Annotated in this window: 17 protein-coding genes and 7 pseudogenes; 12 read left to right on the forward strand and 12 right to left on the reverse strand. The window is 60.5% G+C overall.

The features are described from left to right. Nucleotides 1-142 precede the first annotated feature (142 nt). From chrA to APH36_RS20710, 4 genes are all read right to left on the reverse strand, one after another. Complete coding sequence (chrA, locus tag APH36_RS20695) at nucleotides 143-1,513, reverse strand: chromate efflux transporter (protein ID WP_060500092.1); 1,371 nt, start codon at nucleotides 1,511-1,513, stop codon at nucleotides 143-145. Then, nucleotides 1,506-2,447 carry a chromate resistance protein ChrB domain-containing protein gene (locus APH36_RS20700; RefSeq protein ID WP_156342175.1) on the reverse strand — a complete coding sequence of 314 codons (942 nt, stop codon included), beginning with the start codon at nucleotides 2,445-2,447 and terminating at the stop codon, nucleotides 1,506-1,508. Before APH36_RS20700 ends, chrA begins: the two co-directional genes overlap by 8 nt. 159 nt (nucleotides 2,448-2,606) lie before the next feature. Beyond that, a complete protein-coding gene (locus APH36_RS20705; protein WP_060500093.1) occupies nucleotides 2,607-3,785 on the reverse strand; it encodes a PAS domain-containing sensor histidine kinase in 1,179 nt (392 codons plus the stop codon). Beyond that, on the reverse strand, nucleotides 3,778-4,566 hold the full coding sequence (locus APH36_RS20710; protein WP_256219299.1) for an alpha/beta fold hydrolase: 789 nt from the start codon (nucleotides 4,564-4,566) through the stop codon (nucleotides 3,778-3,780). Before APH36_RS20710 ends, APH36_RS20705 begins: the two co-directional genes overlap by 8 nt. 186 nt (nucleotides 4,567-4,752) lie before the next feature. Here APH36_RS20710 and APH36_RS20715 point away from each other — a divergent pair. After that, a pseudogene (locus APH36_RS20715) lies at nucleotides 4,753-6,352 on the forward strand (histidine kinase famiy protein). 182 nt (nucleotides 6,353-6,534) lie between these two features. Then, a pseudogene (locus APH36_RS31070) lies at nucleotides 6,535-6,684 on the forward strand (aldehyde dehydrogenase); the annotation flags it as partial. Between the two features lie 96 nt (nucleotides 6,685-6,780). Here APH36_RS31070 and APH36_RS32780 read toward each other — a convergent pair. Continuing rightward, nucleotides 6,781-7,029, reverse strand: a pseudogene (locus APH36_RS32780) (hypothetical protein); the annotation flags it as partial. A gap of 142 nt (nucleotides 7,030-7,171) precedes the next feature. Continuing rightward, nucleotides 7,172-8,029, reverse strand: coding sequence for a glucose 1-dehydrogenase (locus tag APH36_RS20730; RefSeq protein WP_060500096.1), 858 nt, complete (start codon nucleotides 8,027-8,029; stop codon nucleotides 7,172-7,174). A 196-nt stretch (nucleotides 8,030-8,225) separates the two neighbouring features. On the opposite strand from APH36_RS20730, the pseudogene APH36_RS20735 reads away from it, so the two are divergent. The 4 genes and pseudogenes from APH36_RS20735 to tcuB form a co-directional block, all read left to right on the forward strand. Further along, nucleotides 8,226-8,429: pseudogene (locus APH36_RS20735) on the forward strand (hypothetical protein); the annotation flags it as partial. Nucleotides 8,430-8,536: 107 nt separating this feature from the next. Next, nucleotides 8,537-9,457 (forward strand): LysR family transcriptional regulator, encoded by a 921-nt coding sequence (locus tag APH36_RS20740; protein ID WP_013972228.1) that lies wholly within the window; start codon nucleotides 8,537-8,539, stop codon nucleotides 9,455-9,457. Nucleotides 9,458-9,605: 148 nt separating this feature from the next. Next, complete coding sequence (gene tcuA, locus APH36_RS20745; protein WP_060500097.1) at nucleotides 9,606-11,060, forward strand: FAD-dependent tricarballylate dehydrogenase TcuA; 1,455 nt, start codon at nucleotides 9,606-9,608, stop codon at nucleotides 11,058-11,060. Beyond that, nucleotides 11,041-12,222, forward strand: a complete 1,182-nt coding sequence (gene tcuB / locus APH36_RS20750) for a tricarballylate utilization 4Fe-4S protein TcuB (protein ID WP_060500098.1) — start codon at nucleotides 11,041-11,043, stop codon at nucleotides 12,220-12,222. The genes tcuA and tcuB overlap by 20 nt, the downstream gene beginning before the upstream one ends. A gap of 60 nt (nucleotides 12,223-12,282) precedes the next feature. On the opposite strand, the gene APH36_RS20755 is transcribed toward tcuB, so the two are convergent. After that, on the reverse strand, nucleotides 12,283-13,176 hold the full coding sequence (locus APH36_RS20755) for a LysR family transcriptional regulator (protein WP_013972231.1): 894 nt from the start codon (nucleotides 13,174-13,176) through the stop codon (nucleotides 12,283-12,285). A 147-nt stretch (nucleotides 13,177-13,323) separates the two neighbouring features. On the opposite strand from APH36_RS20755, the gene APH36_RS20760 reads away from it, so the two are divergent. The 4 genes from APH36_RS20760 (at nucleotide 13,324) to APH36_RS20775 (ending at nucleotide 18,530) form a co-directional block, all read left to right on the forward strand. Further along, nucleotides 13,324-14,403 carry a 4-oxalomesaconate tautomerase gene (locus APH36_RS20760; protein WP_015270082.1) on the forward strand — a complete coding sequence of 360 codons (1,080 nt, stop codon included), beginning with the start codon at nucleotides 13,324-13,326 and terminating at the stop codon, nucleotides 14,401-14,403. A 73-nt stretch (nucleotides 14,404-14,476) separates the two neighbouring features. Next, on the forward strand, nucleotides 14,477-15,790 hold the full coding sequence (gene dctA, locus APH36_RS20765; RefSeq protein WP_060500099.1) for a C4-dicarboxylate transporter DctA: 1,314 nt from the start codon (nucleotides 14,477-14,479) through the stop codon (nucleotides 15,788-15,790). 123 nt (nucleotides 15,791-15,913) lie between these two features. After that, nucleotides 15,914-17,218, forward strand: coding sequence for a CitMHS family transporter (locus APH36_RS20770; protein WP_060500100.1), 1,305 nt, complete (start codon nucleotides 15,914-15,916; stop codon nucleotides 17,216-17,218). 58 nt (nucleotides 17,219-17,276) lie between these two features. Beyond that, complete coding sequence (locus tag APH36_RS20775; protein ID WP_060500101.1) at nucleotides 17,277-18,530, forward strand: OprD family porin; 1,254 nt, start codon at nucleotides 17,277-17,279, stop codon at nucleotides 18,528-18,530. Between the two features lie 62 nt (nucleotides 18,531-18,592). On the opposite strand, the gene APH36_RS20780 is transcribed toward APH36_RS20775, so the two are convergent. From APH36_RS20780 to APH36_RS20790, 3 genes and pseudogenes are all read right to left on the reverse strand, one after another. Then, a complete protein-coding gene (locus APH36_RS20780; protein ID WP_060500102.1) occupies nucleotides 18,593-19,492 on the reverse strand; it encodes a DMT family transporter in 900 nt (299 codons plus the stop codon). 23 nt (nucleotides 19,493-19,515) lie between these two features. Then, nucleotides 19,516-21,027 (reverse strand): annotated as a pseudogene (locus tag APH36_RS20785) (diguanylate cyclase domain-containing protein). 160 nt (nucleotides 21,028-21,187) lie between these two features. Then, nucleotides 21,188-21,736: pseudogene (locus APH36_RS20790) on the reverse strand (NAD-dependent dehydratase); the annotation flags it as partial. Nucleotides 21,737-21,860: 124 nt separating this feature from the next. Between APH36_RS20790 and APH36_RS20795 the strand changes: the two are divergent. Next, nucleotides 21,861-22,247 carry a MerR family transcriptional regulator gene (locus APH36_RS20795; protein WP_060500103.1) on the forward strand — a complete coding sequence of 129 codons (387 nt, stop codon included), beginning with the start codon at nucleotides 21,861-21,863 and terminating at the stop codon, nucleotides 22,245-22,247. A gap of 297 nt (nucleotides 22,248-22,544) precedes the next feature. Here the strand turns inward: APH36_RS20795 and APH36_RS20800 are convergent, their stop codons facing one another. Continuing rightward, nucleotides 22,545-23,798: an arsenic transporter gene (locus APH36_RS20800; RefSeq protein WP_060500104.1), complete on the reverse strand. Its 1,254-nt coding sequence runs from the start codon at nucleotides 23,796-23,798 to the stop codon at nucleotides 22,545-22,547. 7 nt (nucleotides 23,799-23,805) lie between these two features. Then, on the reverse strand, nucleotides 23,806-25,050 hold the full coding sequence (locus APH36_RS20805) for an MFS transporter (RefSeq protein ID WP_177337119.1): 1,245 nt from the start codon (nucleotides 25,048-25,050) through the stop codon (nucleotides 23,806-23,808). 299 nt (nucleotides 25,051-25,349) lie between these two features. Here APH36_RS20805 and APH36_RS31075 point away from each other — a divergent pair. Continuing rightward, a pseudogene (locus APH36_RS31075) lies at nucleotides 25,350-25,529 on the forward strand (substrate-binding domain-containing protein); the annotation flags it as partial. Between the last annotated feature and the right edge of the window lie 229 nt (nucleotides 25,530-25,758).

Here is a 25,758-nt window from a genome sequence, read left to right on the forward strand (position 1 = left end):
GGTTGGCGTACCGGGATACTCGGCCGACATCACGACACCAAGACTCACACCCACTTGAACACTATGCCCCTCGACTTGTATGGGGCGTCTGACGTGGTTGATCGACCGACACTGGCAGCATTACTTGGCACCTCCGCTGGTTTCATGCCCGCCACAGGTGAACTGCCAGGCCGGCCAGGGCGCAAGCGAGCAGCACTTCGATCACGCCCCGCTTGAAGCGGAACAAAGCAATCGCAGCTGCAGCCGCAATAGCCGCGCAAGGCCAGTCAAACGTTCCGCCAAAGCCTTTCGGCCAAAGCACGTGGAAGCCGAAGAACAGGGCAAGGTTCAGGATCACGCCCACTACTGCGGCCGTGATCCCTGTCAGCGGTGCGGTAAATTTGATCGCGTTGTGGGTCGACTCTACCAACGGGCCGCCGATGAGAATGAACAGGAAAGACGGCAAAAAGGTGAACCAGGTGACGAGGCTCGCCGTGACAGCGCCAGCAAGGAATGGGTGTTCGCTCCCGAACATCGGATAGACGTAGCCACCTATAAAGCCGACGAAGGCAACCACCATGATCAGTGGCCCCGGTGTGGTTTCCCCCAAGGCGAGACCATCGATCATCTGGGTGGGTGTCAGCCACCCGTAGTGCCCTACAGCGCCCTGGTAGACATAGGGCAATACCGCGTATGCACCGCCAAAAGTCAACAGTGCGGCCTTGGTGAAGAACCAGCCCATCTGCGTCAGGGTGCCGTCCCAGCCAAATGACAGCGTCAACAACCCCATTGGCAGTATCCACAGGCCTGCACCGACCAGCAGCAACCTTACCAGATGCCCAAAGCTGAAACGGGCATGCTCGGGGGTTGGCGTGTCGTCATCGATCACAGCCGGGCCAACGCTGTTCTTCGCGGCCGCGTGATTGCCGCCGATGACAAACGTGCGTGGAGCGAAGCGACCACCCACATAGCCGATGATGGCGGCCATCAGCACGATCAGTGGGAACGGCACATTGTAGGCGAAGATGGCTACGAACGAGGCGCCGGCCATGGCCCACAGCCAGCCATTCTTCAGGGCCCGTGAACCTATCCGGTGGGCGGCGTGGACGACAATGGCCGTGACCGCTGGCTTGATCCCATAGAAGATCCCCGCGACTACCGGTACCTCGCCAAAGGCGATGTAGACCCACGACAAACCGATCAGGATGAACAGCGAAGGCAGCACGAACAACGCGCCGGCAATTACCCCGCCCCAAGTGCGGTGCATCAGCCAGCCGATGTAGGTGGCCAGCTGCTGAGCTTCAGGGCCAGGCAACAACATGCAGTAGTTCAGGGCGTGCAGAAACCGCTTTTCGCTGATCCACCGCCGGCGCTCAACCAGCTCCTGGTGCATGATCGAGATCTGCCCGGCGGGCCCGCCAAAGCTGATGAAGCCCAACTTGAGCCAGAACAGGAAGGCTTCATAGAGGCTAATCGGCTGCAGCGTCGCTTGCGATGGCGGCTGCTTGCTCACTGCAGAGGGGGTCTCAGCCATTTGGGGTTTCCTCAATCGCGAAAGCCGTCAGCAGGCCATCAAAGATGCCTCCGGCGACCAGTGTCAGTTGATCGTCATCGCCGATGCGCTCTCTAAGGCCGGCGAGGACACGCTCGATACCGGGTGCTTCGGAAGGTTGGTACCCCCCAACATCCAGGTAGTGGATAACACCTGCCAGGCGTGCCAATCCTGGCTGCTGAACGGCAAAGCTTTCAATGAGGGTTTCGAAGGAAACACGCTGGCCAACGTGGCTGAACATGGCCCCATCAAAATCGAAGCCGAGCGCATCGCTTGGGCAATCACCTGGACTGTCCAGCCAAATGAATCGGGCGTCGGGATCGATGAAGCGACGGATCAGCCAGGCACATGCCAACCGGTCTACCCATGGGCGCTTTCGCGTTGCCCATCGGCGACCTTGGTATTCGCTGCGCTCCAGCTGGGTGATGGCCTCATCGTGTGCCCTCGGCTCATCGGGGGACAGTGCACTGCTAATCGAGGTCTCAAGCGCCTGCAGGGCCGAGTCGGTTTGTGCCTTGAGCACGCCTGGGAAGAAGTCGATCGCCGCCAACTGGCCGAAAGCCTTCCTGAGCTTGCGCACCTGCCGGGCTATCTGAAGTGCATTATCCAGGGACAGGTCAGCCCGCCAGCCTGCAATTTCCTCCAGCAGCTTTTCGTACTCATCGCTTCTGTCGAATAGCCCGCTGAAACGCTCCTCGCGCTCAGACAGCGACAGCAGATATGCCGTGCCGTTGATGGCCATCACATCTCGCTGCACGGCTTGAAACGCTTCACGGCCCACGCTTTTTTCAGGCAGCAGGTATACGCCATCCCGCAAAACTGCCGCACCAGAGGCCTTCAGGGTTCTCCAGGCGCGCATTCGCTCGGTAGCGTTCGCCGTGGGCAAACCAAGGATCAAAAGCGACCAATCAAGCATGTAGAGATCTCAACATAAAATGTTTATATTTCTACATTAGGTAAGATCCATGGAAAAGCAATGACTGACAAGCTTATGGGGCCCATGCAGATGATGTGTGTTGCGCAACAAACAAGGTGGATGCTACGAGGGTGACGTAGACGTTGCTGCTGTTAGCGACTATCCGTCGTCGGCCGGATTATGAGGTAGCCGTATCGTAAAAGTGGTTCCGCACGGCGCATTTGAAATGACGGTGATCGTGCCCCCATGCGCCGCGGTGATTTGACGGACGATGAACAGGCCGAGCCCCACCGACCGTACCGGGTCATCACGGTCGCTGGCGCGAGTCATGGGTTCGAACAGCTTGGGAATCAACGACTCGGGAATGCAACGGCCATGGTTATGCACGCCAATGAGCGCCGCGCCATCTGTCAGCTCGGTAGTCAGGGTGACGGGGTGCTGCGGATCGCCGTAGGCGACGCTGTTGGCCACCAGGTTGCCAATCATCAGTTGCAAACGGTCCGGATCGAGCTCGACCGAGCCAACGCTTCGGGAAAGATGACGGATGGGGGCGTGGGCGAAGGCTACCCTGAGTTCACTCACGCACTGGTCCACGGTTTTCAACAGGTCCACTGAGCGCCGACGAATGGCGATACCCTGGTCGATGCGCATCGAGGCGAAGTCGAGCAGGTCGGCGATCATGCGTTGCGCGCGTTCGCAGAAGCTGTTGATGCTACCGAGTAAGCGCCGCTCCTTGTCGCTGCGCTCACCGCGCTCCAGCAGCTGTGCGGCCATCCTGATCGCGGTCAACGGGTTTTTCAGATCATGGCTGGCAACGGCCACCATCTGTTCGGCAAAAGCCGCGCGTCTTTGGGCGTCCTTGTAAGCGGCTGCCAATTCGCCCTCGGCCTCTTTCAACGCGGCCTCGGCGGCGGTTTTCTGGGTCAGCAGCGCTTCGGCACGGCGACGCGCGGCGAGCAACTCGCGTTCATAGCGATCTCGCTCGATCGTGCCAAACAATGCCAGCTCGTAATACACGCCTTCAGGCCACACGCGGCGAACTCCGTTGAGCAGCATGGTGATGACATGGCCCTGGCTGTGCAGCAGATCGAGCTTAACTTCCGCGACCGAACCCTGCATTTTCATCAACGGCGCCCAGTGCGTCTGATGAACAATCCGACCGCCAACGGTGAGCAGATCTTGGAAGCGCCTTTGCAGCAATTGTGTCGGCGCATGGCCGAGCCAGTTGCCGAACGTCTGGTTGCTGCGCAGGATGGTGCCGTCTTCGGTGGTGATCACCAGCCCGCAGGGTGCATGCTCGAACAACGTGTCGGTATCGGGCAGCGCCGGTCTACTCATGGTCGTCAACCCAAGTTGCCAAGAATGCGTCCATGGCGGTTGCACAGGCGCTGGGAGCGCTCATGTGCGGGCAGTGGCCAATGTTGTCGATCAGGCAGAGCTGGCTGTTGGTCATCACACTGTGCAGGTATTGACCCACCGCCAGGGGCGCAATCAGGTCATCACTCGATTGAAGGATCAACGTCGGCGTCTGCAGGCCCTCGACGTCCCGGCGGTTGTCCGACAGAAAGGTCACTCGGGCAAATTGCCGGGCAATTTCCGGGTCTGTGCGGCAGATGCTGTTGGTCAGCTCCTCTGTCAGCGCCGGTTGCCCGGGGGCACCCATGATGACAGGGGCCATGCTGCTGGACCAGCCCAGGTAGTTGCTGTCGAGGGTGTCGAGCAGGGCCTGGATATCTCCCTCGTTGAAGCCGCCATGGTAGTCACCCGAGTCGATATAACACGGCGAGGGGCCGATCATCACATGTGCAGCGATGCGCCCAGGGCACAAACGGTCGGCCAGCACGCCGATCATCGCGCTGACCGAGTGCCCCACCAGAATGACGGGGCCTTCAGCGAACGCGCTAATGACCTCGTTCAGATCCTCGGCGTCACCTGCGAGTGTGTCGTACTTTTCGCGATCATAAGCGGTGAGGTCCGAGCGGCCAGCACCCACCAGATCGTATGTAACCTGCCGGAAACGCGTTTGAAAATGAGGCAGCAGGTAATTCCACATGGATTGGTCGCAGCCAAAACCGTGGGAGAAGATCAGGGTTGCACTGCCGCTGCCTGAAAGGTTCACGTTGGTGCGCAGCAGCCTGCCATGCAAAAGATCGATTGCAAATGCCAGAGGATGAAACTAAGCGAAGCGACCGCGAGTCGACAGTATTGCACCGATCATAGTTTCAAGCGCAGCGGTGATGGACAAGCAACTTGTCCTTCATCGTTGTCCCGACCGGTCGGCACCCCAGTGATCAAGGAGGTCTGCGTGACCAGCAAAAAGGCGCGCGTTAGTAACCAGGCATCAGGCGACATCACTCAGCTGCCGCACGACATGTTCTTCGCAGCCGTGGAAACTACTCGCATGCCCATGATCGTCACCGACCCCAACCGTGACGACAACCCTATCATCTTCGCCAATCGGGCATTCCTGGAGATGACGGGCTATGGCCTGGAAGAAATTATCGGCCGCAATTGTCGGTTTCTGCAGGGCCCTGAGACCGATGCTTCGATCGTCGACACCTTACGCGATTCCATCGCACAGCGTGTCGATATTGCCACTGAAATTCTCAATTACCGCAAGGACGGCTCAAGCATTCTGGAATGCCCTGTTCATATCCCCCATTTTCAACGAGCGCGGCGACCTTGTTTACTACTTTGCCTCACAATTGGACGTCAGCCGTCGGCGGGACGCAGAAGAGGCACTGCGCCAGGCGCAGAAGATGGAAGCGCTGGGGCAATTGACGGGGGGCATTGCCCACGATTTCAACAATCTGCTGCAGGTGATGGGCGGGTACCTGGGTTTGATCGCCAATGAAGCCGATAAGTCCCAGGTCGATCTCAACCGGGTCCGGCGCAGTGTCGGCCACGCCCAGACGGCGGTTGAGCGCGCCAGTACCCTGACCAAGCAGTTGCTCGCCTTCGCCCGCAAGCAGAAACTGCATGGGCGAGTGCTTAATCTTAATCACCTGGTCGATGATGTGCGGCCGATGATGGAGCGCACCTTCGGTGCTGAGGTGGCAGTGGAGTTCGACCTGGAGACCAGTCTGCGAAACTGCCGCATCGATGCAACACAGGCGGAAGTGGCGTTGCTCAATATCTTCATGAATGCGCGTGACGCGCTCATCGGCCGCAAGCGCCCGCATGTGTTCATTGAGACGCGCAACGTCCAGGTCACGGACATCAACCTGTCCTTCGATGGCCTGTTGCCAGGAGACTATGTGAGCTTGTCGGTCACCGACAATGGTATCGGCATGCCGGCCAGCATCCGCGATCGGGTGATGGACCCTTTCTTCACCACCAAAGAGGAGGGCAAGGGCGCCGGGCTGGGCTTGTCGATGGTGTACGGCTTTGCCAAGCAGTCCGGCGGGGCTGCGCGGATCTATACCGAAGAAGGCGAGGGCACGACGTTACGCCTGTACTTCCCGGTAGACGATGCCAGTATCGTCCAGCAGAAGCCCGTGAAGGTGGCTGAGCGCAGCGCCGGCACCGAGCGTATCCTCATCGTCGAAGACCGGCCGGATGTGGCGGAGCTGGCCAAGATGGTGCTTGAGGATTACGGCTACGCCGCGGACATGGTGCTTAACGCGCGTGAGGCCTTGAAGCTGATACAGGCAGGGGAGCGCTACGATCTATTGTTCACCGACCTGATCATGCCGGGCGGGATGAATGGGGTCATGCTTTCGCGAGAAGTGCGCCGCCTGCAACCGCAGATCAAGGTATTGCTGACAACCGGCTACGCGGAAAACTCGATAGAGCGCACGGATATCGGCGGTTCCGAGTTTGAGGTCATTTCCAAACCCTGCCAACCCCACGACCTTGCGCGCAGGGTGAGGCAAGTCCTCGATGGCCCGACCGGCGTGGGGTGAGGTTGCGAAGCTGTCCTGCCTCTGGGCTTGACAGTCTAGGCGTGTTTGCAACGCCCGTAGCAACGTTGATTAGCGCCACTGATCCGGCTCAAGACGTGACGCATTGAACACTCAAACCTGAGTGAACGCCTGAACAGGGTAGGGCAACTTTTCTGTCGCCCCTCACTTTCAGGGAGTTCAACATGAAAGCAATTGTGTACAACGGCCCACGTGACGTAGCGGTCAAGGATGTGCCGGATGCAAAAATCGAAGAGCCTACGGATGTGCTGGTACGCATCACGACGACCAACATCGACAACCATGATCAGCAGCAACACGAAGTCGAAGGTCGTCAAATCGGCCAGCGAGCGCCGCCCGGCTATGCGAAACAGCAGCATGAGGGCGACGTACATTCCGGCTGCGCGGAGGATCGAGTCCATGACGCACTCCTAGGGGTAAAGGAATGTGGAGAAGTGAACGGCGCTTTCAGGGCCAGCCCTGACGCTGCACTCCAGCGTCCCCACGTGCTCACTGCGAAGGGTCAGGTACAGGGTGGCGACCCCATCGTGCTGGGTACCCAGCTGGAACAGCATGGCCTGGCCATGCGACATCGCCCGTTGCGGCTCCGGTTGTAACGTCTCGATACTGGCGTCACGGAGCAATGGTCCCTCGAGTTGCAGCTCCACCGGCTGACAGGGCGCCTTGGCGCATGACCTCAGACCGCTCGCCGAAGAAACGTTGAGTGCGCGTGAAAACGGCAACGGGTTCGCCGGCAAAAGCACAAACGCTGAAACTGCCACGTAAAAGGGGAGGCTCGCCAGCACGGCGAGCCTCTTTTGGCTATAGGATCGGTTTGCCACCGGTCACTGCGTAACGTGAGCCACTGATGTAACTGGCCTCGTCCGAGCCCAGCAGCACGTAGATCGGCGCGACCTCCACCGGTTGACCGGGGCGCCCCATCGGGTAGCTGGAACCAAAGTTCTTGACTGCCTCGTCTGGCATGGTTGCCGGAATCAAAGGCGTCCAGATAGGGCCTGGCGCGACGCTGTTTACCCTGATGCCTTTCTTGCCTAGCAACTGAGCCAAACCAGCGGTGAAGTTGGCAATGGCCCCTTTGGTCGCGGCATAGGCCAGCAGGCTGGGAGATGGATCGTCGGAATTGACCGAGCTGGTATTGATGATCGAACTGCCCTTGGTCATGGAAGGCAGTGCCGCCTGGCAAATACGGAAGATGGCGGTGATATTGGTATCGAAGGTCTTCACCCATTCATCATCGTCGATCTCTTCCAGGGTTTCGTGGGCCATCTGGAACGCCGCGTTGTTGACCAGGATGTCGATGCGCCCGAACTGGCTGACGGTCTTTTCGACGATGTCGTAGCAGTGCTGTTTTTGCGCCAGGTCTCCGGGCAACAGCAGGCATTGACGGTCTGCGGCCTCGACCCAGCGCGCGGTTTCTTGCGCGTCTTCATGCTCATTCAGATAAGCGATGGCGACGTCGGCGCCTTCACGGGCGTAGGCAATCGCTACTGCCCGCCCGATGCCGCTGTCTGCTCCGGTGATGAGTGCAATCTTGCCTTCGAGTCGATTGTGGCCGGTATACGACTGCTCACCACAATCCGGGTAGGGCTCCATCTTGCGCTGTGAGCCGGGGACATTTTGAGGCTGCGAAGGGAAGGGCGGGGTAGGGAAGTCTAGCATGGTAGAGGCTCCTGCAGTTGAGAACGTTCATACCGGTTCGAAAGGCCTGGCCTCCGCATGTTGGTTTCAATCTGCGGTTGGTACGACGAGCGGTGCGGGCTATCAGTCCAATTGAATTCCAAGCCCCATTGCCTGCGCTACCGAACTCAGCTCCAGGCTCATCCCGTAGCTCGGAGCCCAATTTCCGGAGTAGCGAGTGCCTCGAATCATTACGCCAGCAACCCCTGAGCACGAGATCAGCGAACACAATGCCAGGATGTTCGGCCCTCCCAAGGAGCGTCTGGATTTTTACCGGCGTGAAATCCAGTACGAAACCAGCATCCTGGCCAACCGCACGGATGCTTACCTGGCGACGCAGTCGTTTCTGGTCATTGCCTTCGTCTCCTCCATGGGGAACCTCAAGAGTGGCGCGATCTTCGTCTGGAGGCTGAGAGCGGTAGCAGGGACGATTGAGTGCAAATAAGTCTAACATGGTCAAGGCTCCCCCCATCGTTGAAAGAGATTCGCATGGAGTTACGTCAGCTTCGCTATTTCCTGAGTGTTCTGGAGTACGGCAGTCTTGGCCGGGCGGCGGTCGAGCTCGGGGTCGGCGCCTCCGCACTGAGCCAGCAACTGTCGAAGCTGGAGAGCGAGGTGAGTACCCGGCTTTTGACGCGTTCGAGCACCGGCGTAGCGCCGACCGCGGCCGGACTGGCCTTCGAATACCATGCGCGTCTTGCGCTTCGTCAGGCGGAACATGCTGTGCTGGCAGCTCAAAGTGGCCGCATGAGCGGCTATGCCAGCGTGGGGCTGGCTCCGACCACGGCTTCGATTCTTGGCCTTGCTTTGATCGACAGGATGCGAGAGCGCTATCCCGATATCCGTCTGCACCTGGTGGAGATGCTGTCTGGTTATCTGATGAACCAGCTCAATGCCAGGCACCTTGACCTGGCGGTGCTGTTCCAGGCAGAGACGGGGCCGCGCCTGGAGGTGCGGGGGCTGCTGACGGAACGGCTGTTCGTGCTGGTTCCCGCACCGCTGGTCAAGGACGGCTGGGGCGAGTCGCTCACGTTGCAACAGATCGCGACGTTGCCGTTGGTGATGCCCAGTAACCAGCATGGATTGCGCACGACGTTGCGCTCGATTTTCGAGCGGGCAGGGCTGGAGGCCAGCATCGTCATGGAAGTCGATGGCCTGTCGCTGTTGATGGATTGCGTGTGTGCGGGCCATGCCGCCACCATCCAACCTGGCGCGACAGTGGCCCGGGCGCATCAGGCGGGCCTGCGCGTGTTTGCTGTCGACGAAGCCCTGGCGCAGCGTCGCAATGTGATTGTCAGCCTGACTGATGACGAGCTCTCACCGGCGGCGCTGGCTACGCGGATCGTACTGCAGGACGTTGCCCGGGAGCTGGTGGAGCAGGGCCGATGGCCAGGCGCACGGCTGCTTTGACCCAGGCGCCGGGTGCGCTTGTTCCGACCCTTTAGAAAAACTGAATGCCCCCCCTCGACCATCGCGTTTCGCGGTCTGCCGGCGCTCATTAAAGTCCCCGGTCACGAGGAGCAGCCGAACATTCGGCTCTTCGTGATCTGGAGGCGAAATGATCGATGTGCTAGTCATCGGAGGGGGCAATGCCGCCCTCTGTGCCGCGCTGATGGCGCGAGAGGCCGGAGCCAGCGTGCTACTGCTCGAGGCCGCACCCCGCGCCTGGCGTGGTGGCAACTCACAACACACGCGCAACCTGAGGTGCATGCATGATGGACCGCAGGATGTGCTGGTCGAGGCGTACCCGGAAGAAGAATTCTGGCAGGACCTGCTGAAGGTTACCGGTGGCCAGACCGACGAAAAGCTTGCGCGGCTGGTGATTCGCGCGTCCTCCAGTTGTCGCGGGTGGATGCGCCGCCATGGCGTGCATTTTCAGCCCTCATTGTCGGGTGCGCTGCACACAGCAAGGACCAACGCCTTCTTCATGGGCGGCGGCAAGGCACTGGTCAATGCCTACTTTCGCAGCGCCGAAAACCTTGGCGTACAGATACGCTACGACACGCCAGTAGCCGACATCGAACTGCAGGGCGGACGCTTCGTCGCGGCCCATGTGCCGGCGCGTGAGGTTCAGGGGCGACACCTGCCTGCCGAGCGCATCGAGGCGCGTACCTGTGTGCTTGCCGCCGGCGGCTTCGAGTCCAACCGTGAGTGGTTGCGCGAGGCGTGGGGGCAGAACGAGCGAGGCGAGTGGCCTTCGGACAATTTCCTGATCCGTGGCACGCGCTTCAATGACGGGGTGCTGTTGCGCCGCATGATCGAACAGGGCGCCGACACGATTGGCGACCCGACCCAGGCGCACATGGTGGCGATCGATGCTCGTGCGCCGTTGTACGACGGCGGCATTTGCACGCGCATCGATTGTGTGTCGCTGGGCGTGGTGGTCAACCGCGATGGCCAGCGCTTCTACGATGAAGGCGAGGACTTCTGGCCCAAGCGCTATGCCATTTGGGGGCGCTTGGTGGCGCATCAGCCTGGGCAGGTGGGGTTCTCTATCATCGACCAGAAAGCCCTCGGGCGGTTCATGCCACCGGTTTTTCCAGGCGCCACTGCCGATAGCCTGGAGGCGTTGGCCAGCCTGCTCGGTTTGCCTGTGCAGACCTTCCTCGAAACCGTGCATGCCTACAACCGAGCCTGCCAGGAGGGCACTTTCGACCACACCCGGCTGGACGACTGCCACACCGCAGGCCTGGAGCCGGCGAAGAGCCACTGGGCGCGCCCGATTGATACGCCGCCTTACTACGGCTACCCGCTGCGCCCTGGCGTGACTTTCACCTACCTGGGGCTGCGCACCGATGAAACCGCCGCCGTCCATTTCGACGGGCGTCCCAGCCCGAACCTGTTCGTTGCCGGTGAAATGATGGCGGGCAATGTGCTGGGCAAGGGCTACACCGCAGGCGTCGGCATGTCCATCGGCACCGCCTTCGGCCGTATCGCCGGGACCAGCGCTGCTGCAGCGGCGGGTTACGAACATCCAGAAAAAGAGAACAGCCATGACTGCGCAACTGCCTGAGCCACGCCAGCCTGACACCGCCGGGCCGGCCCTCGAACTGATCCCGGTGTTGAACGTCGAGGAGCAGGAAGTGGACCGGCAAATGCGGATCTGCAATGCCTGCCGTTACTGCGAGGGCTTTTGCGCCGTTTTCCCGGCGATGACCCGCAGGCTGGAGTTCGGCAAGGCTGATATCCATTATCTGGCCAACCTATGCCACAACTGCGGCGCCTGCCTGCATGCCTGCCAGTACGCGCAGCCCCACGAATTCGCGGTGAACGTGCCCCAGGCGATGGCCAAGGTGCGCGGGCAGACATACGCCGAGTACGCCTGGCCGGCCCTCTTCGGGCGGCTGTATCGGTACAACGGCACCTATATCGCCACTGCTTTGGCCGTCGCCTTGTCGCTGTTCTTGCTGCTGACCTTGTACGTCAACGGCACGCTGCTGCCCGGGCGGTTGGCGGGGAACTTCTATGCGGTCTTTCCGCACAACGCTCTGGCGCTGATGTTCGGCAGTGTCTTTGCAGCTGCAGGTGTGGCCCTGGCGGTGGCAGTACGACGTTTCTGGCGCTCGGTCTCGCCTGCCGAGGCGCTGGGGCAACCGGCCAAAGGGGCAGTGCTCGAGGCATCAAGCGCAGCGTTGACCCTGAAATACCTAGACGGCGGACATGGCCAAGGTTGCAACAATGCCGATGATCGCTACACGCTCTGGCGCCGGCGCTTCCATCACATCACCTTCTACGGCTTCATGTTGTGCTTGGCCGCCACGGTGGTCGCCACCGGTTATCACTACCTGCTGGGCCAGCAGGCGCCGTACCCGCTGCTGAGTGCACCGGTGTTGCTCGGAACACTCGGCGGTATTGGCTTGATCGTCGGGCCGGCCGGGCTGTTGGCGCTGAACCTGCGCAGGGCGCCAGAGCAGGGCGATGTTGCCCAGCGGCCCATGGATCGGGCGTTCATCCTGCTTCTGCTGCTGGTCGGCACCACTGGCCTTGCGTTGCTGGGGCTGCGTGATACCGCAGCGATGGCGATCCTGCTGGCGATCCATTTGGGCACTGTGATGGCGCTATTCGTCACGCTGCCCTACGGCAAGTTCGCTCATGGCCTGTTCCGCAGCGCGGCACTGCTGAAGTTCGCGATCGAGAAACGCCGGCCCAACGAACTGGGCCTGGGAGGGGAGTGAACCATGGGCGCAGCCGGTTTTTCCCCTGTGCCGCTCCGCGCGAAACGCAAGGCGTTTCGCTCACCGGTTGGGCCACTTATCCAGCAAGATCGACACGAACTTCTCCGCAGCTGGCGACAGCGATGCCCCTCGGCGATAGACCAATCCCAGGGTGCGGGTGACCTGGGGTTCGATCAGCGGCACGCTGACCAGCGTCGGGTGGTCGGCGCTGGGCATGGCCAGGCTGGGCATGGCCGACACGCCCAGCCCGGCCTCGACCATGCCCAGCGAGGTAGACAGGTGCTGAACCTCATAGAACCACTTGGGCCGCAGGTTGAGACCGGACAGGGCGTGGTCCAGCAGCATCCGGTTACCGCTCAGCCGGCCTACGCCGATCAGGCGGTAGTCGGCCAGTTCTGTCCAGGTGACGGCCTCGCGGTTCGCCAGCTTGTGGTCCCTGCGGCAGGCCAGGACGAAATGTTCCTGTACCAGGGACACGAACTCGATGTCCGGGTGCTGGCCGCTCATCATGTTGATGCCGAAATCTGCTTCACCCCGCAGCACGGCCTCAAGCCCGTCGTTGGCGCTGAGGTCCAGCAGACGAATGCGGATCTTGGGGTATTGCTCGTTGTAGTCGCGGATCACCGACGGCAGGAAATAGAACGCCGCGGTCGGGATGCAGGCGAGGGTGACCTGGCCGGTCTGTCGTTCGGCGAGTTCGCGAATGCTCAGAATCGAGTCCTCAAAGTCATCCAGCAGGCGTCTGGCCTTCGGCAGGAAGTCACGGCCGACACTGGTCAGGCTGACGCGACGGGTAGTGCGTTCCAGCAACGAAGTGCCCAAGCCTTCCTCGAGCTTCTTAATCCGTCGGCTCAAGGCGGGCTGGGACAGGTGCAGCGCTTCTGCGGCCTCGTGGAAGCTGCCGAGTTCGGCGATTTTCACGAAAGATCGTATGTCTTGCAGCTCATATTCCATCTCGGATCGCTCTTGGCATTGGGTTCGGTATTGATGCTCAAATCGGAACAATAACTACAATATTTGCATTGGATTGATTTATCCATCCCTGTCAATCTTTTGCCCACAGCATCAATGATGTCCATTGATCAACAAGAGTGCGAAATCATGCAACGAATTCCTTGCGTACTCATGCGCGGTGGCACCTCCAAGGGCCCCTTTTTCCATGCATGGGACCTTCCTGCCAATGTGGTCGAACGCGACGAATTGCTGATCAACCTGATGGGTTCCGGGCATGAACTGGAAATCGACGGCATCGGTGGCGGTAGCCCGCAGACCAGCAAGGTAGCGATTGTCAGCCCCTCGCTGCATGCCGACGCCGACGTCGACTACCTGTTCGTGCAGGTCATGGTCGCCCAGCGCCGGGTCGATACCGCGCCCAACTGCGGCAACATGCTGTGCGCCGTTGGCCCGTTCGCCATCGAGCAAGGTCTTGTCAAAGGCCAGGACGGCAAGACGCTGGTGCGTATTCGCAACCTAAACACCGGCACTTTCGTCAATTCGCTGGTGGAAACCCCCGGCGGCATCGTGCGCTATGAAGGCCGCACGGCGATCGATGGCGTACCGGGCACTGCCGCCCCGGTACACCTGACCTTCCTCGATGCGGTCGGCAGCAAGACCGGCAAACTGTTCCCGACTGGCAAGGCCAAGGATGTGATCGACGGCGTTGCGGTCACCTGCATCGACATGGCCATGCCGATGATGGTCGTGGAGGCCAGCCAGCTGGGCGTCACCGGCTCGGAATCCCCGGCCGAACTCGACGCCAACGGCGAACTGCTCGAGCGCCTCGAGGCGTTGCGCCTGAAGGCCGGCAAGGCCATGGGCCTGGGTGATGTCAGCGGCATGGTCATCCCCAAGCCTGTGCTGGTGTCCAAGCCCCGTTATGACGGCACGTTGCAGGTTCGCTACTTTATGCCGCACAACTGCCACCGCGCCTTGGCCATCACCGGAGCGATAGGGCTGGCGACTGCCTGCGTCAGCCCAGGTACGGTGATCGGCGATCTGCTGGGCGAGGGCGCCGTGCAGTTGACTGAAGTGCGTCTGGAACATCCAAGCGGCGGTATCGATGTCGCTCTGTCGCGCAGTGGCGCCGATGGCAAGACGATTCAGGCCTCTGTGGTGCGAACTGCCCGGCGGTTGTTCTCAGGCTTCGTTTACGCGCCTACATTCCGCAGGTTGGCGGGGTAGGCCCAGGCGGTAGTCCAGACCTGTACATTCGCAACAAGCGCATCCGCACAATTTCAACAATGGGTGATGCCTCATGAGACTCGCCAAATCGCTGTACTTCCAGATCCTCTGCGCCGTCCTGCTTGGCGTGGTGGTCGGTCACTTCTGGGCGCAACAGGCTGTTGCGCTCAAGCCTCTGGGTGATGCGTTCATCAAGCTGATCAAGATGATGATCGCGCCGGTGGTCTTCTGCACCATCGTCACCGGTATCGCCGGGATGACCGACAAGCGCTCCCTCGGGCGTTTGATGAGCAAGACCTTGCTGCTGTTCCTGGTATTGACTGTCATCAGCCTGATGATCGGCCTGGCAGCGGTATACCTGTTCCGCCCTGGTGTCGGCATGAACATCGACCCTGCCACGCTCAGCACTGCGGGGCTCGGCCAGTACGCCGCATCTGCGGCGAAGCTCAGCGTGGTCGACTTCTTCATGCACATCATTCCCGACACGTTCATCGGGGCGTTCAACAAGGGTGAAGTGTTGCCGGTGCTGTTCATCGCGGTGCTCAGCGGCTTCGCCTTGTCTTCGATGGGCGAGAAGGGCAAGCCGGTACTCGATGTGCTGGAGTCTGCCTCGACCATGGTGTTTCGCATCTTTGGCTACCTGATGCGTTTCGCACCGGTTGGCGCCTTCGGTGCCCTGGCCTTCACCGTCGGGCAGTATGGCGTGACGTCCCTGGGGGCACTGGCCAAGCTGGTAGGTACGCTCTACATCGCCTGTGCGTTTTTCGTGCTGGTGGTGCTTGGCGGCATCTGCCGTGCCCATGGCTTCAGCTTGTGGAAGCTGCTGCGCTATTTCCGCGAGGAGTTTCTGGTGGTGCTCGGCACCTCGTCCACCGAGCCTGTACTGCCGCGCATGCTGGAAAAGCTGGAGAAACTGGGCTGCAAGAAAGGTGTGGTCGGGCTGGTACTGCCAACCGGTTACTCCTTCAACCTAGACGGTACTGCCATCTACCTGTCGTTGGCGGCGGTCTTCATCGCTCAAGCTTGCAACATCGATCTGAGCCTTGGCCAGACGGTGACGATGCTGGCGATCATGCTGTTGTCGTCAAAAGGCGCGGCGGGTGTGACCGGTAGTGGTTTCGTTGCGCTGGCTTCGACCTTGACCGTCATTCACGACATCCCGCTGGCAGGGCTTGCCTTGCTGATCGGCATCGATCGCTTCATGTCCGAGGCGCGTGCCCTGACCAGCCTGGCCAGCAATGCCGTGGCCACGGTGGTCATCTCGCTGTCGGAGAATGCCTGTGAGCGGGATACCTTGCTGCGCCGCCTGAACGGCATTCCGGCTGCACCGGACGAGGCGGATATTGCGCAGGCCGACTGGTCTGCCGAGCCTCGACATCACGGTTGAAAAGCCTCTTCACCTTCCATAGTTGACTTAGAATCCCACTCAGCATCCTTGCGATGCCGAGTGGGGTAGGGGGCCGTCTGCTTTGCCGATGGCCGCAATAGAATAAAAACAAGAGAAAAGACCATGCTCGCACTCCTGGGCCTGATCATGGTGGTGACCTTCACCTACCTGATCATGAGCAAACGCCTGTCGCCAATCGTTGCGCTCACCGTGGTACCCATTGTCTTTGCTGTGATCGGCGGCTTCGCCCCCGAGCTGGGCAAGATGATGCTCGATGGCTTGAAAATGGTGGCGCCCTCGGCGGCCCTGTTGTTGTTTGCCATCCTGTTCTTCGGCCTGATGATCGATGCCGGCCTGTTCGACCCGCTGATCCGCAAGATCCTCAAGCGCGTCAATGGCGACCCGGTCAAGATCGCCATCGGTACCGCGCTGCTCTCGCTGCTGGTGGCGCTCGACGGTGATGGCACCACCACCTACATGATTACCTGTGCGGCCATGCTGCCGCTGTACAAGCGCATCGGCATGAACCCGATGATCCTGGCCACGGTATCCATGTTGTCGCTGAGCATCATGAGTGGCATGAGCCCTTGGGGTGGGCCGGCCACCCGGGCCATTGCCGCGCTCGGGCTGGATGCGACCGAGTATTTCATCCCGATGCTGCCCACCGTGATCGGCGGTGCGGCCTGGGTGGTGTTCACCGCGTTCCTGCTGGGCCGCGCCGAGCGCCGACGCATCGGCAACATCGCCCTGGAGTCGGGTGGCGGCAACTGCTACATCAAGGAAATCCTCGGCGAGAGCCCACATAAGCGCCCACGCCTGGCGTATGTGAACCTGGTGCTGGTGATTGCCGTGATGACGGCTCTGGTGATGGGTGTCATGCACGCGGCACTGTTGTTCATGATCGGTTTCGTCGCGGCCCTGATGATCAACTACCCGCAGCTGGAACTGCAGAAGGAGCGCATCCTTGCCCATTCGGGCAACGCCATGACCGTGGTGCTGCTGGTGTTCGCCGCAGGCATCTTCGCGGGGATCTTCTCGGGTACCAAGATGGTCGATGCGCTGGCTCAGACCCTGGTCGACTGGATTCCCGACGCGTGGAGCCACTGGTTCCCGCTGGTAGTGGCGCTGACCAGCATGCCGCTGACCTTCGTACTGTCCAACGACGCTTACTACTTTGGCGTGGTGCCGATCCTTGCCAACGCTGCGGCCGCCTACGGCATCGACCCGGTTGAAATCGCCCGCGCCTCGGTGCTGGGGCAGCCAGTGCACCTGATGAGCCCGCTGGTGGCCTCGACCTTGCTGCTGGTGGGCATGGTCGATCGTGACATCGGCGACTTCCAGAAGGCCACCGTGAAATGGGCGGTGCTGACATCGCTGGTCATCACCGCGCTGGCCTTGGTCACAGGTGCCTTGTCCTTCTTCGTCTGATCTGCTTTGGGCGCCGCTGGCGCCCACCTCATCCAAGAACAACAACAGAGTATCGAACATGTCCCGAACTGTTTTCCGCCGGGCCACCTGTGGCCTGCTCTGCGGCTGGCTGCCTGTGGCCGGCGCTGCCGGATTCATCGACGACGGCAAGCTCAAGCTGCAGCTGCGCAACGTTTACTTCAACGAGAACTTCCGCGACGAACAAGGCATGAGCGCCCGCGCTGCTGCAACTGCCAAGAGCGAGCGGGTGGAGTGGGCACAGGGTTTTTTGCTGGACTACCAATCGGGGTTCACTCAAGGCCCGCTGGGCCTGGGGCTCGATGCCCTGGGGCTTGTAGGCGTACGGCTTGATTCGGGCCGCGGCCGCAGCGGTACCGGCTTGCTGCCGGTCCATGACGATGGCCGTGCTGCTGACGAGTTCGCCAGTGCCGGGGTGACGGCCAAGGCGCGACTGGGGCAGACCGTGGTCAAGCATGGCACCTTGCTGCCCAAGACGCCGGTGCTGGTCTACAACGATGCGCGGTTGTTGCCGCAGACCTACCAAGGTACGCAGCTGACCAGTACCGATGTCGATGGTCTGACCTTGACTGCCGGCCACCTGGACCGCTTCAAACAGCGAGATTCCTCCGACAGTACTGGACTGTTCCTGGATGGCTACAGCGGCGGGGAGTCTGGCGACTTCAACTTTGCCGGTGCCGACTATGCCGTCAGCAAGCAGCTGCGCTTGAGTTACTTCCACGGCCAGCTCGAACACTTCTACCGCCAGGACTATGTCGGCCTGATCCATGACCTGCCGTTGGCCGGCGGGGTGTTCACCACCGACTTGCGCTATTTCAAGAGCCGCGACAGCGGAGCCGCTCACGGTGGCGAGATCGACAATGACATGTTCAGCGGGCAGCTGTCCTACACACACACTGGGCACACGGTCGGTGCCGGTTACCAGGTGCTCGACGGCGAGGCCGGGCTGCCGTACATCAGCGGTGCGACGGTCTACTCGTTCAGCAACGTGGGTATCGGCAAATTCATCGAGGAGGAAGAGAAAACCTGGATGGCGAGCTATGCCTACAACTTTGCCGCGGCCGGTGTCCCCGGGCTCACGTTCATGGCGCGCTACCTGAGCGGCGACAACGGTCGCTCTGCTGATGCCGGGCTAAGCGAGTGGGAGCGTGACGTGGAGCTTGCCTACGTGGTGCAATCCGGACCGGTGAAAGGGTTGGGCGTGAAACTTCGCAACTATGTCTACCGTTCTGACTTTTCCCGAGGTCGCGACAGCAACCGGATCTATCTGACCTACGATATAGCGGTTTGGTAATGCGGCAGCGCGAGCATGCGCTCTTGGAGCGCTTGCTCGCCAGGTGCAGGCAGAAAAACGAATCACGCTCCGGACGGCTGTGGCGCTTTCTTGCCTAACCGGATCAGCTCGTTGGAGAAACACAGTCCGCTGAGAATCAACCCGGCCCCAAGGTACAAGGTGTCTCGAGGTACCTCATTGAGGATCACGAACGCCAGCAGCGCGGCAAACAGCGGTTCAGTCAGTTCCAGTGCCTGGACTTGCGATGGCTTCAGATACTCGATGGCCTTGGTGGTACAGAAGAAGCCGAGGATGGTCGGCAACGCAGCCAGAGCCAGCAATGCCATGACCGCCGCCAACGAAAGCTCTCCGATGATGAACCCATCGGTCGCAGCCGGCATCAGCAGGTAAAGACTGCCGAAAAACAACAGTTGGCGAGTGAAATGCAGCCCCCCGGAAACGCCCATGCGCTTCATGGCAACTGAAAAAGCGCCATAACCGCAGCCTCCGATCGAAGCGAGCACTGCGCCCTGCAGCGTGAAGCCTTGTTCCAGATCGGCTCCAAAGATTACGGCAATACCGGCTATCGTCAATCCGGCGCCTACTGTGGCGTTGGCGGTGATTGGGTCCTTGAGGACTATCCGTGCCAGCAGTATCGAAGAAATGGAGGCGCTCGCCATCAGGATCACCACGACACCTGCCGCGGCGTAATGGCTATAGGCTGAGGTTTCAAAGTGGAACAGCACAAAAATGCCGAGAAAGGCGCAAACAGCCGCAGGGAGCCACTTGGCCGTATGCAGGGGCCGCTTGAGGAACACGAGCAAGGCTGACAGCAGCAGGCAGCCAAGTACGGTTTTTATCAGGGCGATGCTACTGGAGCTGAATCCACTGTTCATTAACACCTTGCTGAGTACGCCGATCGTTGCATTCAGTGCTGCGGCGCAGAGTGCGAAGAGGACGCCTTTGCCGAAATGAGATTGCATCAATACTTTCCTTGTCACTGGGTTCATACATTCGCCCCGTCGATATGCAGGCGATTGCGGCCCGCTTGCTTGGCGATATAGAGCGCCTGGTCGGCGCGTTCAATCAGTGACGGCGCGATGTCGAGGGCTGCTCCATCGGAGCAGGCGATGCCGATACTGGCGGTTACTTGTCCGAAAGGGCTGCCTTCGTGAGGGATATGTTGCAAGGCCAGGCGCTCGAGCATCAGCCTGGCAACGACGGTTGCTCCATCGTTGTCGGTATCGGGCAGGATCACAGCCATTTCCTCACCCCCGTAGCGTGCCAGCAGGTCGCGAGGGCGGCGGATGCAGGAGGAGAGCAGGTGAGCCATCTGCTGCAGGCAGGCATCGCCAGCCGGATGCCCATAGGTGTCGTTGTAGCGCTTGAAATGATCGATGTCGATCATCAGCAGAGCCAGCGTGGTCCCATCTCAATGGGCCATGCGGATCTCCTGGGTCAGCGCTTCGTCAAAGCAGCGCCTGTTGGCAAGCCCCGTCAGCGCATCATGCATCGCTTGGCGTTCGAGCTGTTGGTTGCTCTCAAGCAACTGCTGTTGGGTCAGTCGCAGTTCGTTTTCGACCGCGCTTCGCCGGCTCATGGCTCGAATCAGCAGCCAGCCAATGGTTCCGGTCAGTGCGAGCAGCGCAGCGACCACCATCGACGACAGCAGCGCCTCGAGGCGCCAGGCTGCAAGTGCTTCCTGCTTGCCCAGCGCGACCGTTGTCACCAGGGGTAGCTTGTCACTCTTGCGAAACGCATAGAGGCGCTCTACGCCGTCCAGGCTGGAGGTGAAGGAGGCGGTGCCGGCTGACTGTTCGATGAGGTAATCGGCGAAGATTGGCGACTTCGAAAAGTTGCGCCCCATGTCCTGTTCCCGAAACGGATAGCGCACCAGCATGGAGCCATCGGTAAAGGCCAGCCCGATGGCACCGTCATGGCCAACGTCCAGCTTGCCGAAAAGCTGCAGGAAGTTCTCCACGCCAAGCGTCATGGCAACAACACCGGCGAATGCTCCGCGGTCATCGTTGAATCGCCGGCTGATGGTGATCACCCATTCCTGGGTGACGCGGCTTCGGATTGGCAAGCCGATGAAGGGGTCGCGGGACGGGTCATCACGGTGGTGGATGAAAAAGGCTCGGTCGCTGCTGTTGACACCGACGGGGGGCGGCTGGTTGGACGACATCAGCCAGCGCCCGTCCTTGGAGTAGATCATAATGCCGCTCATCGGCGGCATTAATGGTTGCTGGCGCTTGACCAGTTGATCCAGACGTTCGATCTGCGCAGGTCCGGCGCCCTCGGTTTCCAGGCGCTCGACCAGGCCAAGCAACTGCATCGAGCTCTGGCGGACGATACCTTCCGAATAGGTGGACAGTGCCTGTGTCAGGTTAAGGCCGTGGATATTGACGTCTTCCAGGGCGCGCTCTCGAGAGGCCATGACCTTCCACAGCGTTAACGAGGCGAGAGAGCAACCGATGACCGATAGCAGTAGCACAACGAGGTGGATGTCACGCTTCACGTCAATTCACACACCTTTTTCCCTAAAGAGCAAATTGAGCGTCGACACACTTTAACTAACCAGGCGGTCAGGAAGTAACCAGCCGGTTCATCTTCAACAATATAACACCGTAGTTGCCGGAGTGTTCGCCAGAATTACGCGTTCTAGCAGAATCTGTTTGTTATCTTCCGGCAGGATTTGCAGACGTGTGAACATGACGACTGGACAAGTGATCCTGGACGTACCGCACGGTCTTTTCCAGCGCTCGCGCCATGTCGGGATGTGCCAGTTGATACTTGTGTTTCAGTTGCTGGCTGTCACTCATGTCGAAGCGCTGCGTCTGGACGAAGTTCAGTGACTCGGCGCTGATCGATAATCGGGTGGCCAGTCCGGGAATCGCCAATAGCCACTTCAGCAATCCTATAGGTACATGGCGGCGGGGAGCCCTTATATTCAGCGTTTGTGCCAATTGCTCGAGCATACCCTGCAGGCTTGGCGTGTGCTCATACAGCGCCAACACCTGCCGGTTGGCCATTGACGGGTCGAACGCCACGCAGGTCATCATCTTTACCAGGTAATCGACGCTGACCAATGGCCACCAGTGCCTGGCGGAACCCGGGACAGCCTTGAACCGGCCCAGTGCCAGATTTCGAATGAGATCTAACAGAGGTTGTCCTTTAGGGATGTGCCCACTCTCGCTGTGACCACACACCGTAGCAGGATGAACGAGATTTTGACCCACAAACCCACTGCCGCCTGTGACGAAGCACTCCACGCTCATACCTGAATCCTTGTTTGAATGATCGGCGCAGGCTAAGGTGTAGAGCGTACTCTACAGTCAAGGAGTTTTTACTGTGAATGTTGGAGAGTTGGAGCGCCGGAGTGGAGTCGGCCGCCATACATTGCGCTATTACGAGCAACTCGGGCTTATCGTGGCCCATCGCCAAGCCAACAACTACCGCAGCTACAGCGATCAGACCGTTGTTGATCTGGCCTTTATTCAAAGTGCCCAGAGCGGCGGTTTTTCGCTCGCCGAGATCGGCGACATCCTTGCGGCCAAGCGGGGCAATACGATCGATTGTGCGCAAGGCGCGATGTTGGTGGCCAGCAAGATGGCCGACATTCAAGCGAAGATCACCACGCTGCAAGCCGCCTATGCCCTTCTGGGCGCGGAGCGCGCAAAGCTTGAAGCCAGTGCCGTTGCCAACGGGCTGACCATTGCTCACCTTCCTGCGATTTAGCATACCGCAACGCGGTAGCTGGTCTGTGGATACTGCCGCTATCGACAGCGCCGAAGCAGCCCGCCGCGCCGCCATGTGCTCTCCGAACTGCCGTAGCGGTCCGTCGATACGAATCGAGAACTGGCGAAAGCATATGAAAGAGGCCGAATAGCGGGGCTGGCGTGCGAGATTTCTTACAGGGATCTTACCCGGTAAGGACAACGTTAATCATGGCGAGGTCGTTCGGATTCGGAGCCAGCTGGAGCCAGGGCAGGGGCGTATTAAGTGACCCCTCGCTGTAAGCGGGTACGCACAGCTTCACACACAAAGTGCCAGTAGTGCTGCTGCCAGTGCTGGGGGCATCACAAGCAGCCCTAGGCGCAAAAAGCTCCAGGCGCTGACATGCTCGCCTTCGCGACGGATCGCCACCAGCCACAAAAGAGTGGCCAGTGAACCGGTAATCGACAGGTTCGGCCCTAGGTCGACACCAATTAGCAGCGCAGCGGTCGCCTGCTGGGGCAGCGTCACTAAAGAATTCATGGACCCGGCTATCAGCCCAGCCGGTAAATTGTTCATCAGGTTGCTGGCAATGGCCACGCCCACGCCGCCCATCCAACTGGCCCCGATCGGTGACTCTGCGGCCAGGATGGCCAGCGCCTGGGCAAGTCGCACGATCAGGCCGGTCTGGGTGACAGCTTCAACCAGTATGAACAAGCCCGCCACCAGCGGCAGCACGCCCCACGCCACATGGCGCAGTACCCGCATCGGGCTGCGCCGCTGGCGTAAGTGGATCAGCGCGGTGGTCGCCACGCCGGCACAGAACGTCGGCGGGCCTAGTGCCCAGTCCAACGCTGATGCGCCGAGCAGCAAAGTAGCGGTGAGTCCGATGCCCAGCGCGCACAGACGGGCGCCGGGAGACAACGGTTGGGTATCCACATTCATGGTCAGCGGTCGGCGGATCTGCCGGCGTTGGGCGAGTCGCAGCACCAGATAGGTCAAAACGATCGCCGCAAGCGACGGCAGGCTGAACTGTCTCAGCCAGTCCTGTAGCGGGGGCATCTGGCTGCCGAAGACCACCAGGTTGGCTGGGTTGGAAATCGGCAGCACGAAACTGGCGGCGTTGGCGGTGAAGGCGCAGATGAACAGGTAGGGTAAAGGTTCGGCCTTGGCAGCCTTGCACGCCGCATACACCGCCGGGGTCAGCACAACCGCGGTGGCATCGTTGGACAGGAATACGGTGACCAGGGTGCCTACCAGAAAAACGAGGTCGAACAGCCGTTGCCCCGAACCCCGTGCGTGGCGGACCGCATAGCGGGCCAGCCAGTCGAAAAGCCCTTCCTGGCGAGCAAGCTCGGCCAGCACCATCATGCCTACCAGGAACAGGTATACATCGCCGCCTTCGGCCACTGCTAATAGAGCGTTGCGCGGTGTGATCAGGCCCAGGCCAACCAGCAGCAGCGCGCCGCCCATGGCCCAGACGAATTCCGGGATCCGCCAAGGGCGCAGGATGACTCCACAGGTGGCCAGAGCGGCGACCGCCCAGATAATCGAAGCGTTTTCGCTGAGAGGCATGAGGCGTTTAGTTCTCGGCAGGGGTCGGCAGGAGCGATGGCGTGACGCGAAGGTGAGTCTCGGGCAGCGCCATCAGCACTAGTACGAATGCGACCGAGGCAATGCCAGCCAAGGTCAAGAATGCAGCATCGTAGCCGGCTGCTTCAACAACTAGCCCAGCAATGCCAGGGCTGAGCGCAGCACCCAGCCCGCACACCGCCGCTAGCGCGCCGAGGCTGACATTGAAACGGCCAGTGCCTTCGGTCAAATCCTTGACTACGATCGGGAACAACGCACCGAAGATGCCAGCGCCGATTCCGTCGAGCAATTGCACCCCAATCAGCCAGAATGGGTTGTCGGACGCCACATACAGGGCTCCACGAAGCGCTAAAATGAAGAAGCCGGCCAGCAGGAACGGCCTGCGCCCCCAGATCTCGGCCTTTGCTCCCACCAGCAGCGCCATTGGCACCATCACCAACTGCGCAGCGACGATGCAGGCGGATGTGAGCGGTGTGGCCAAGCGCAGGTCGACTTGCGCCAGCTTCTGGCTGACCAGCGGAAGCATCGCCGCGTTGGCCAAGTGGAACAAACCGCAGCACACAGCGAATACCAAGAGAGTGCGGTTGTGCAAAAGGACCTTTAGCTTGGCAACGCTCTCATCACAGCCCGGACCATGGGCAAGGCCGCGAGCCAACTGGTGGTCGATGGCTGCTGCCGGCACACGACCCACTGCCACAATGCTGGCTACGGTCATGACCGCCATGAGATAGAACACGACCACCGGGCCGAACAGGTACGCCGAGCCACCGGCCAGTAAGGCTGAGAAGGCGTTGCCCGCATGGTTGAAAGTCTCGTTGCGACCCACCCTTCGAGTGAAGGCCTTGGGGCCTGCGATGCCCAGCGAGATAGCGGCAATCGCCGGAGCGAACAGTGAACCGGCTATTGCACCGACCGTCTGGGTTAAGGCCACTCCGCCGAACGACGAAATCCACGGCAGCAGCAGGCAGCTGCCGGTCACCAGCACGGCGGCGGTCACCACCACCGCACGCTTAGCCGTCGCGCGGTCAATCAAGGCTCCAGCCGGCGTTTGCGCCACCAGTGCCGCAATGCCTGCCAGGCTCATTACCAAGCCAATGCTCGCCGGCTGCCACTGATGCACGGCAAGTAGGTAGATGGCGAGGTAGGGGCCGAGGCCGTCACGCACGTCAGCCAGGAAGAAGTTCAGCCAGTCAAGGGCGCGGTCGTTTGAAGCAGGGCGGCTTGAGTGTTCCAAGGATGCAGTCTCTAACAAACAATGGGGAGCGCGATGGGCAGCCAATGATGATGCCGCTCATCTGCGGCCTCTACGGGGGCTGACGCCGAACCAGCTCGCTGGGACGCTCGATTTGCGCAGCTCCGACGCCCTCTGTGACGCTAGTGCTAAATGAAAGGAATCCAGACGAGGAGGGGTGGAGAGATACAAGGTGTCGACCCGCCTTTGACGAGCCCAATGATCATACTGTAGATGCCATTTGCGGGTAGAAAAGTAAAACGTTCTTAATCTTGATTAATCACAAGTATGAGCCCCGCTCCGACACCGTCGGTCTGATCCCAGCTGAAGCGCAGAAAGTGACCATGTATTCGGGCGCTGTTGTCAGTAAGAGCCAACATCATGCCGCAGCCCAGGCGCTCCTAGACTATCTGGCATCGCCTGAAACCGACGCAGCGATCAAAGACAGTGGCTTGACGCCGCTCCCCCATGCAGCAAGCTGACTGCGAGCGCCGACATCGACACAGGGGCTGCGGCACGACACGCCGGTCTTGGCGCAGCCCTCGCTCTGCGAGTGTCTGCTTTGGGTCCAAAGCGATCGCTTGCGAAGGGCACCTACCGACCCATTGCAGCCATTCAGCACTGCCAGAATTCGCCCTTAGGGATTCTCCGATCAAGTCAGCACAGGCCATCTGACCTGTGCTGAAATAGCCCTCCGTCCAACTGCCCTTT

Origin of the sequence: Pseudomonas sp. NBRC 111133 (assembly GCF_001320605.1) — a bacterium.
GTDB classification, from domain to species: domain Bacteria; phylum Pseudomonadota; class Gammaproteobacteria; order Pseudomonadales; family Pseudomonadaceae; genus Aquipseudomonas; species Aquipseudomonas monteilii.

Excerpts from the sequence above, each read along its gene's own strand:
- tcuB (WP_060500098.1), top strand. The coding sequence starts at position 11,041 with ATGACTGCGCAACTGCCTGAGCCACGCCAGCCTGACACCGCCGGGCCG.
- tcuA (WP_060500097.1), top strand. The coding sequence starts at position 9,606 with ATGATCGATGTGCTAGTCATCGGAGGGGGCAATGCCGCCCTCTGTGCC.
- APH36_RS20770 (WP_060500100.1), top strand. The coding sequence starts at position 15,914 with ATGCTCGCACTCCTGGGCCTGATCATGGTGGTGACCTTCACCTACCTG.
- APH36_RS20740 (WP_013972228.1), top strand. The coding sequence starts at position 8,537 with ATGGAGTTACGTCAGCTTCGCTATTTCCTGAGTGTTCTGGAGTACGGC.
- APH36_RS20775 (WP_060500101.1), top strand. The coding sequence starts at position 17,277 with ATGTCCCGAACTGTTTTCCGCCGGGCCACCTGTGGCCTGCTCTGCGGC.
- APH36_RS20755 (WP_013972231.1), bottom strand. The coding sequence starts at position 13,176 with ATGGAATATGAGCTGCAAGACATACGATCTTTCGTGAAAATCGCCGAA.
- dctA (WP_060500099.1), top strand. The coding sequence starts at position 14,477 with ATGAGACTCGCCAAATCGCTGTACTTCCAGATCCTCTGCGCCGTCCTG.
- chrA (WP_060500092.1), bottom strand. The coding sequence starts at position 1,513 with ATGGCTGAGACCCCCTCTGCAGTGAGCAAGCAGCCGCCATCGCAAGCG.
- APH36_RS20800 (WP_060500104.1), bottom strand. The coding sequence starts at position 23,798 with ATGCCTCTCAGCGAAAACGCTTCGATTATCTGGGCGGTCGCCGCTCTG.
- APH36_RS20760 (WP_015270082.1), top strand. The coding sequence starts at position 13,324 with ATGCAACGAATTCCTTGCGTACTCATGCGCGGTGGCACCTCCAAGGGC.
- APH36_RS20700 (WP_156342175.1), bottom strand. The coding sequence starts at position 2,447 with ATGCTTGATTGGTCGCTTTTGATCCTTGGTTTGCCCACGGCGAACGCT.
- APH36_RS20780 (WP_060500102.1), bottom strand. The coding sequence starts at position 19,492 with ATGCAATCTCATTTCGGCAAAGGCGTCCTCTTCGCACTCTGCGCCGCA.
- APH36_RS20705 (WP_060500093.1), bottom strand. The coding sequence starts at position 3,785 with ATGAGTAGACCGGCGCTGCCCGATACCGACACGTTGTTCGAGCATGCA.
- APH36_RS20730 (WP_060500096.1), bottom strand. The coding sequence starts at position 8,029 with ATGCTAGACTTCCCTACCCCGCCCTTCCCTTCGCAGCCTCAAAATGTC.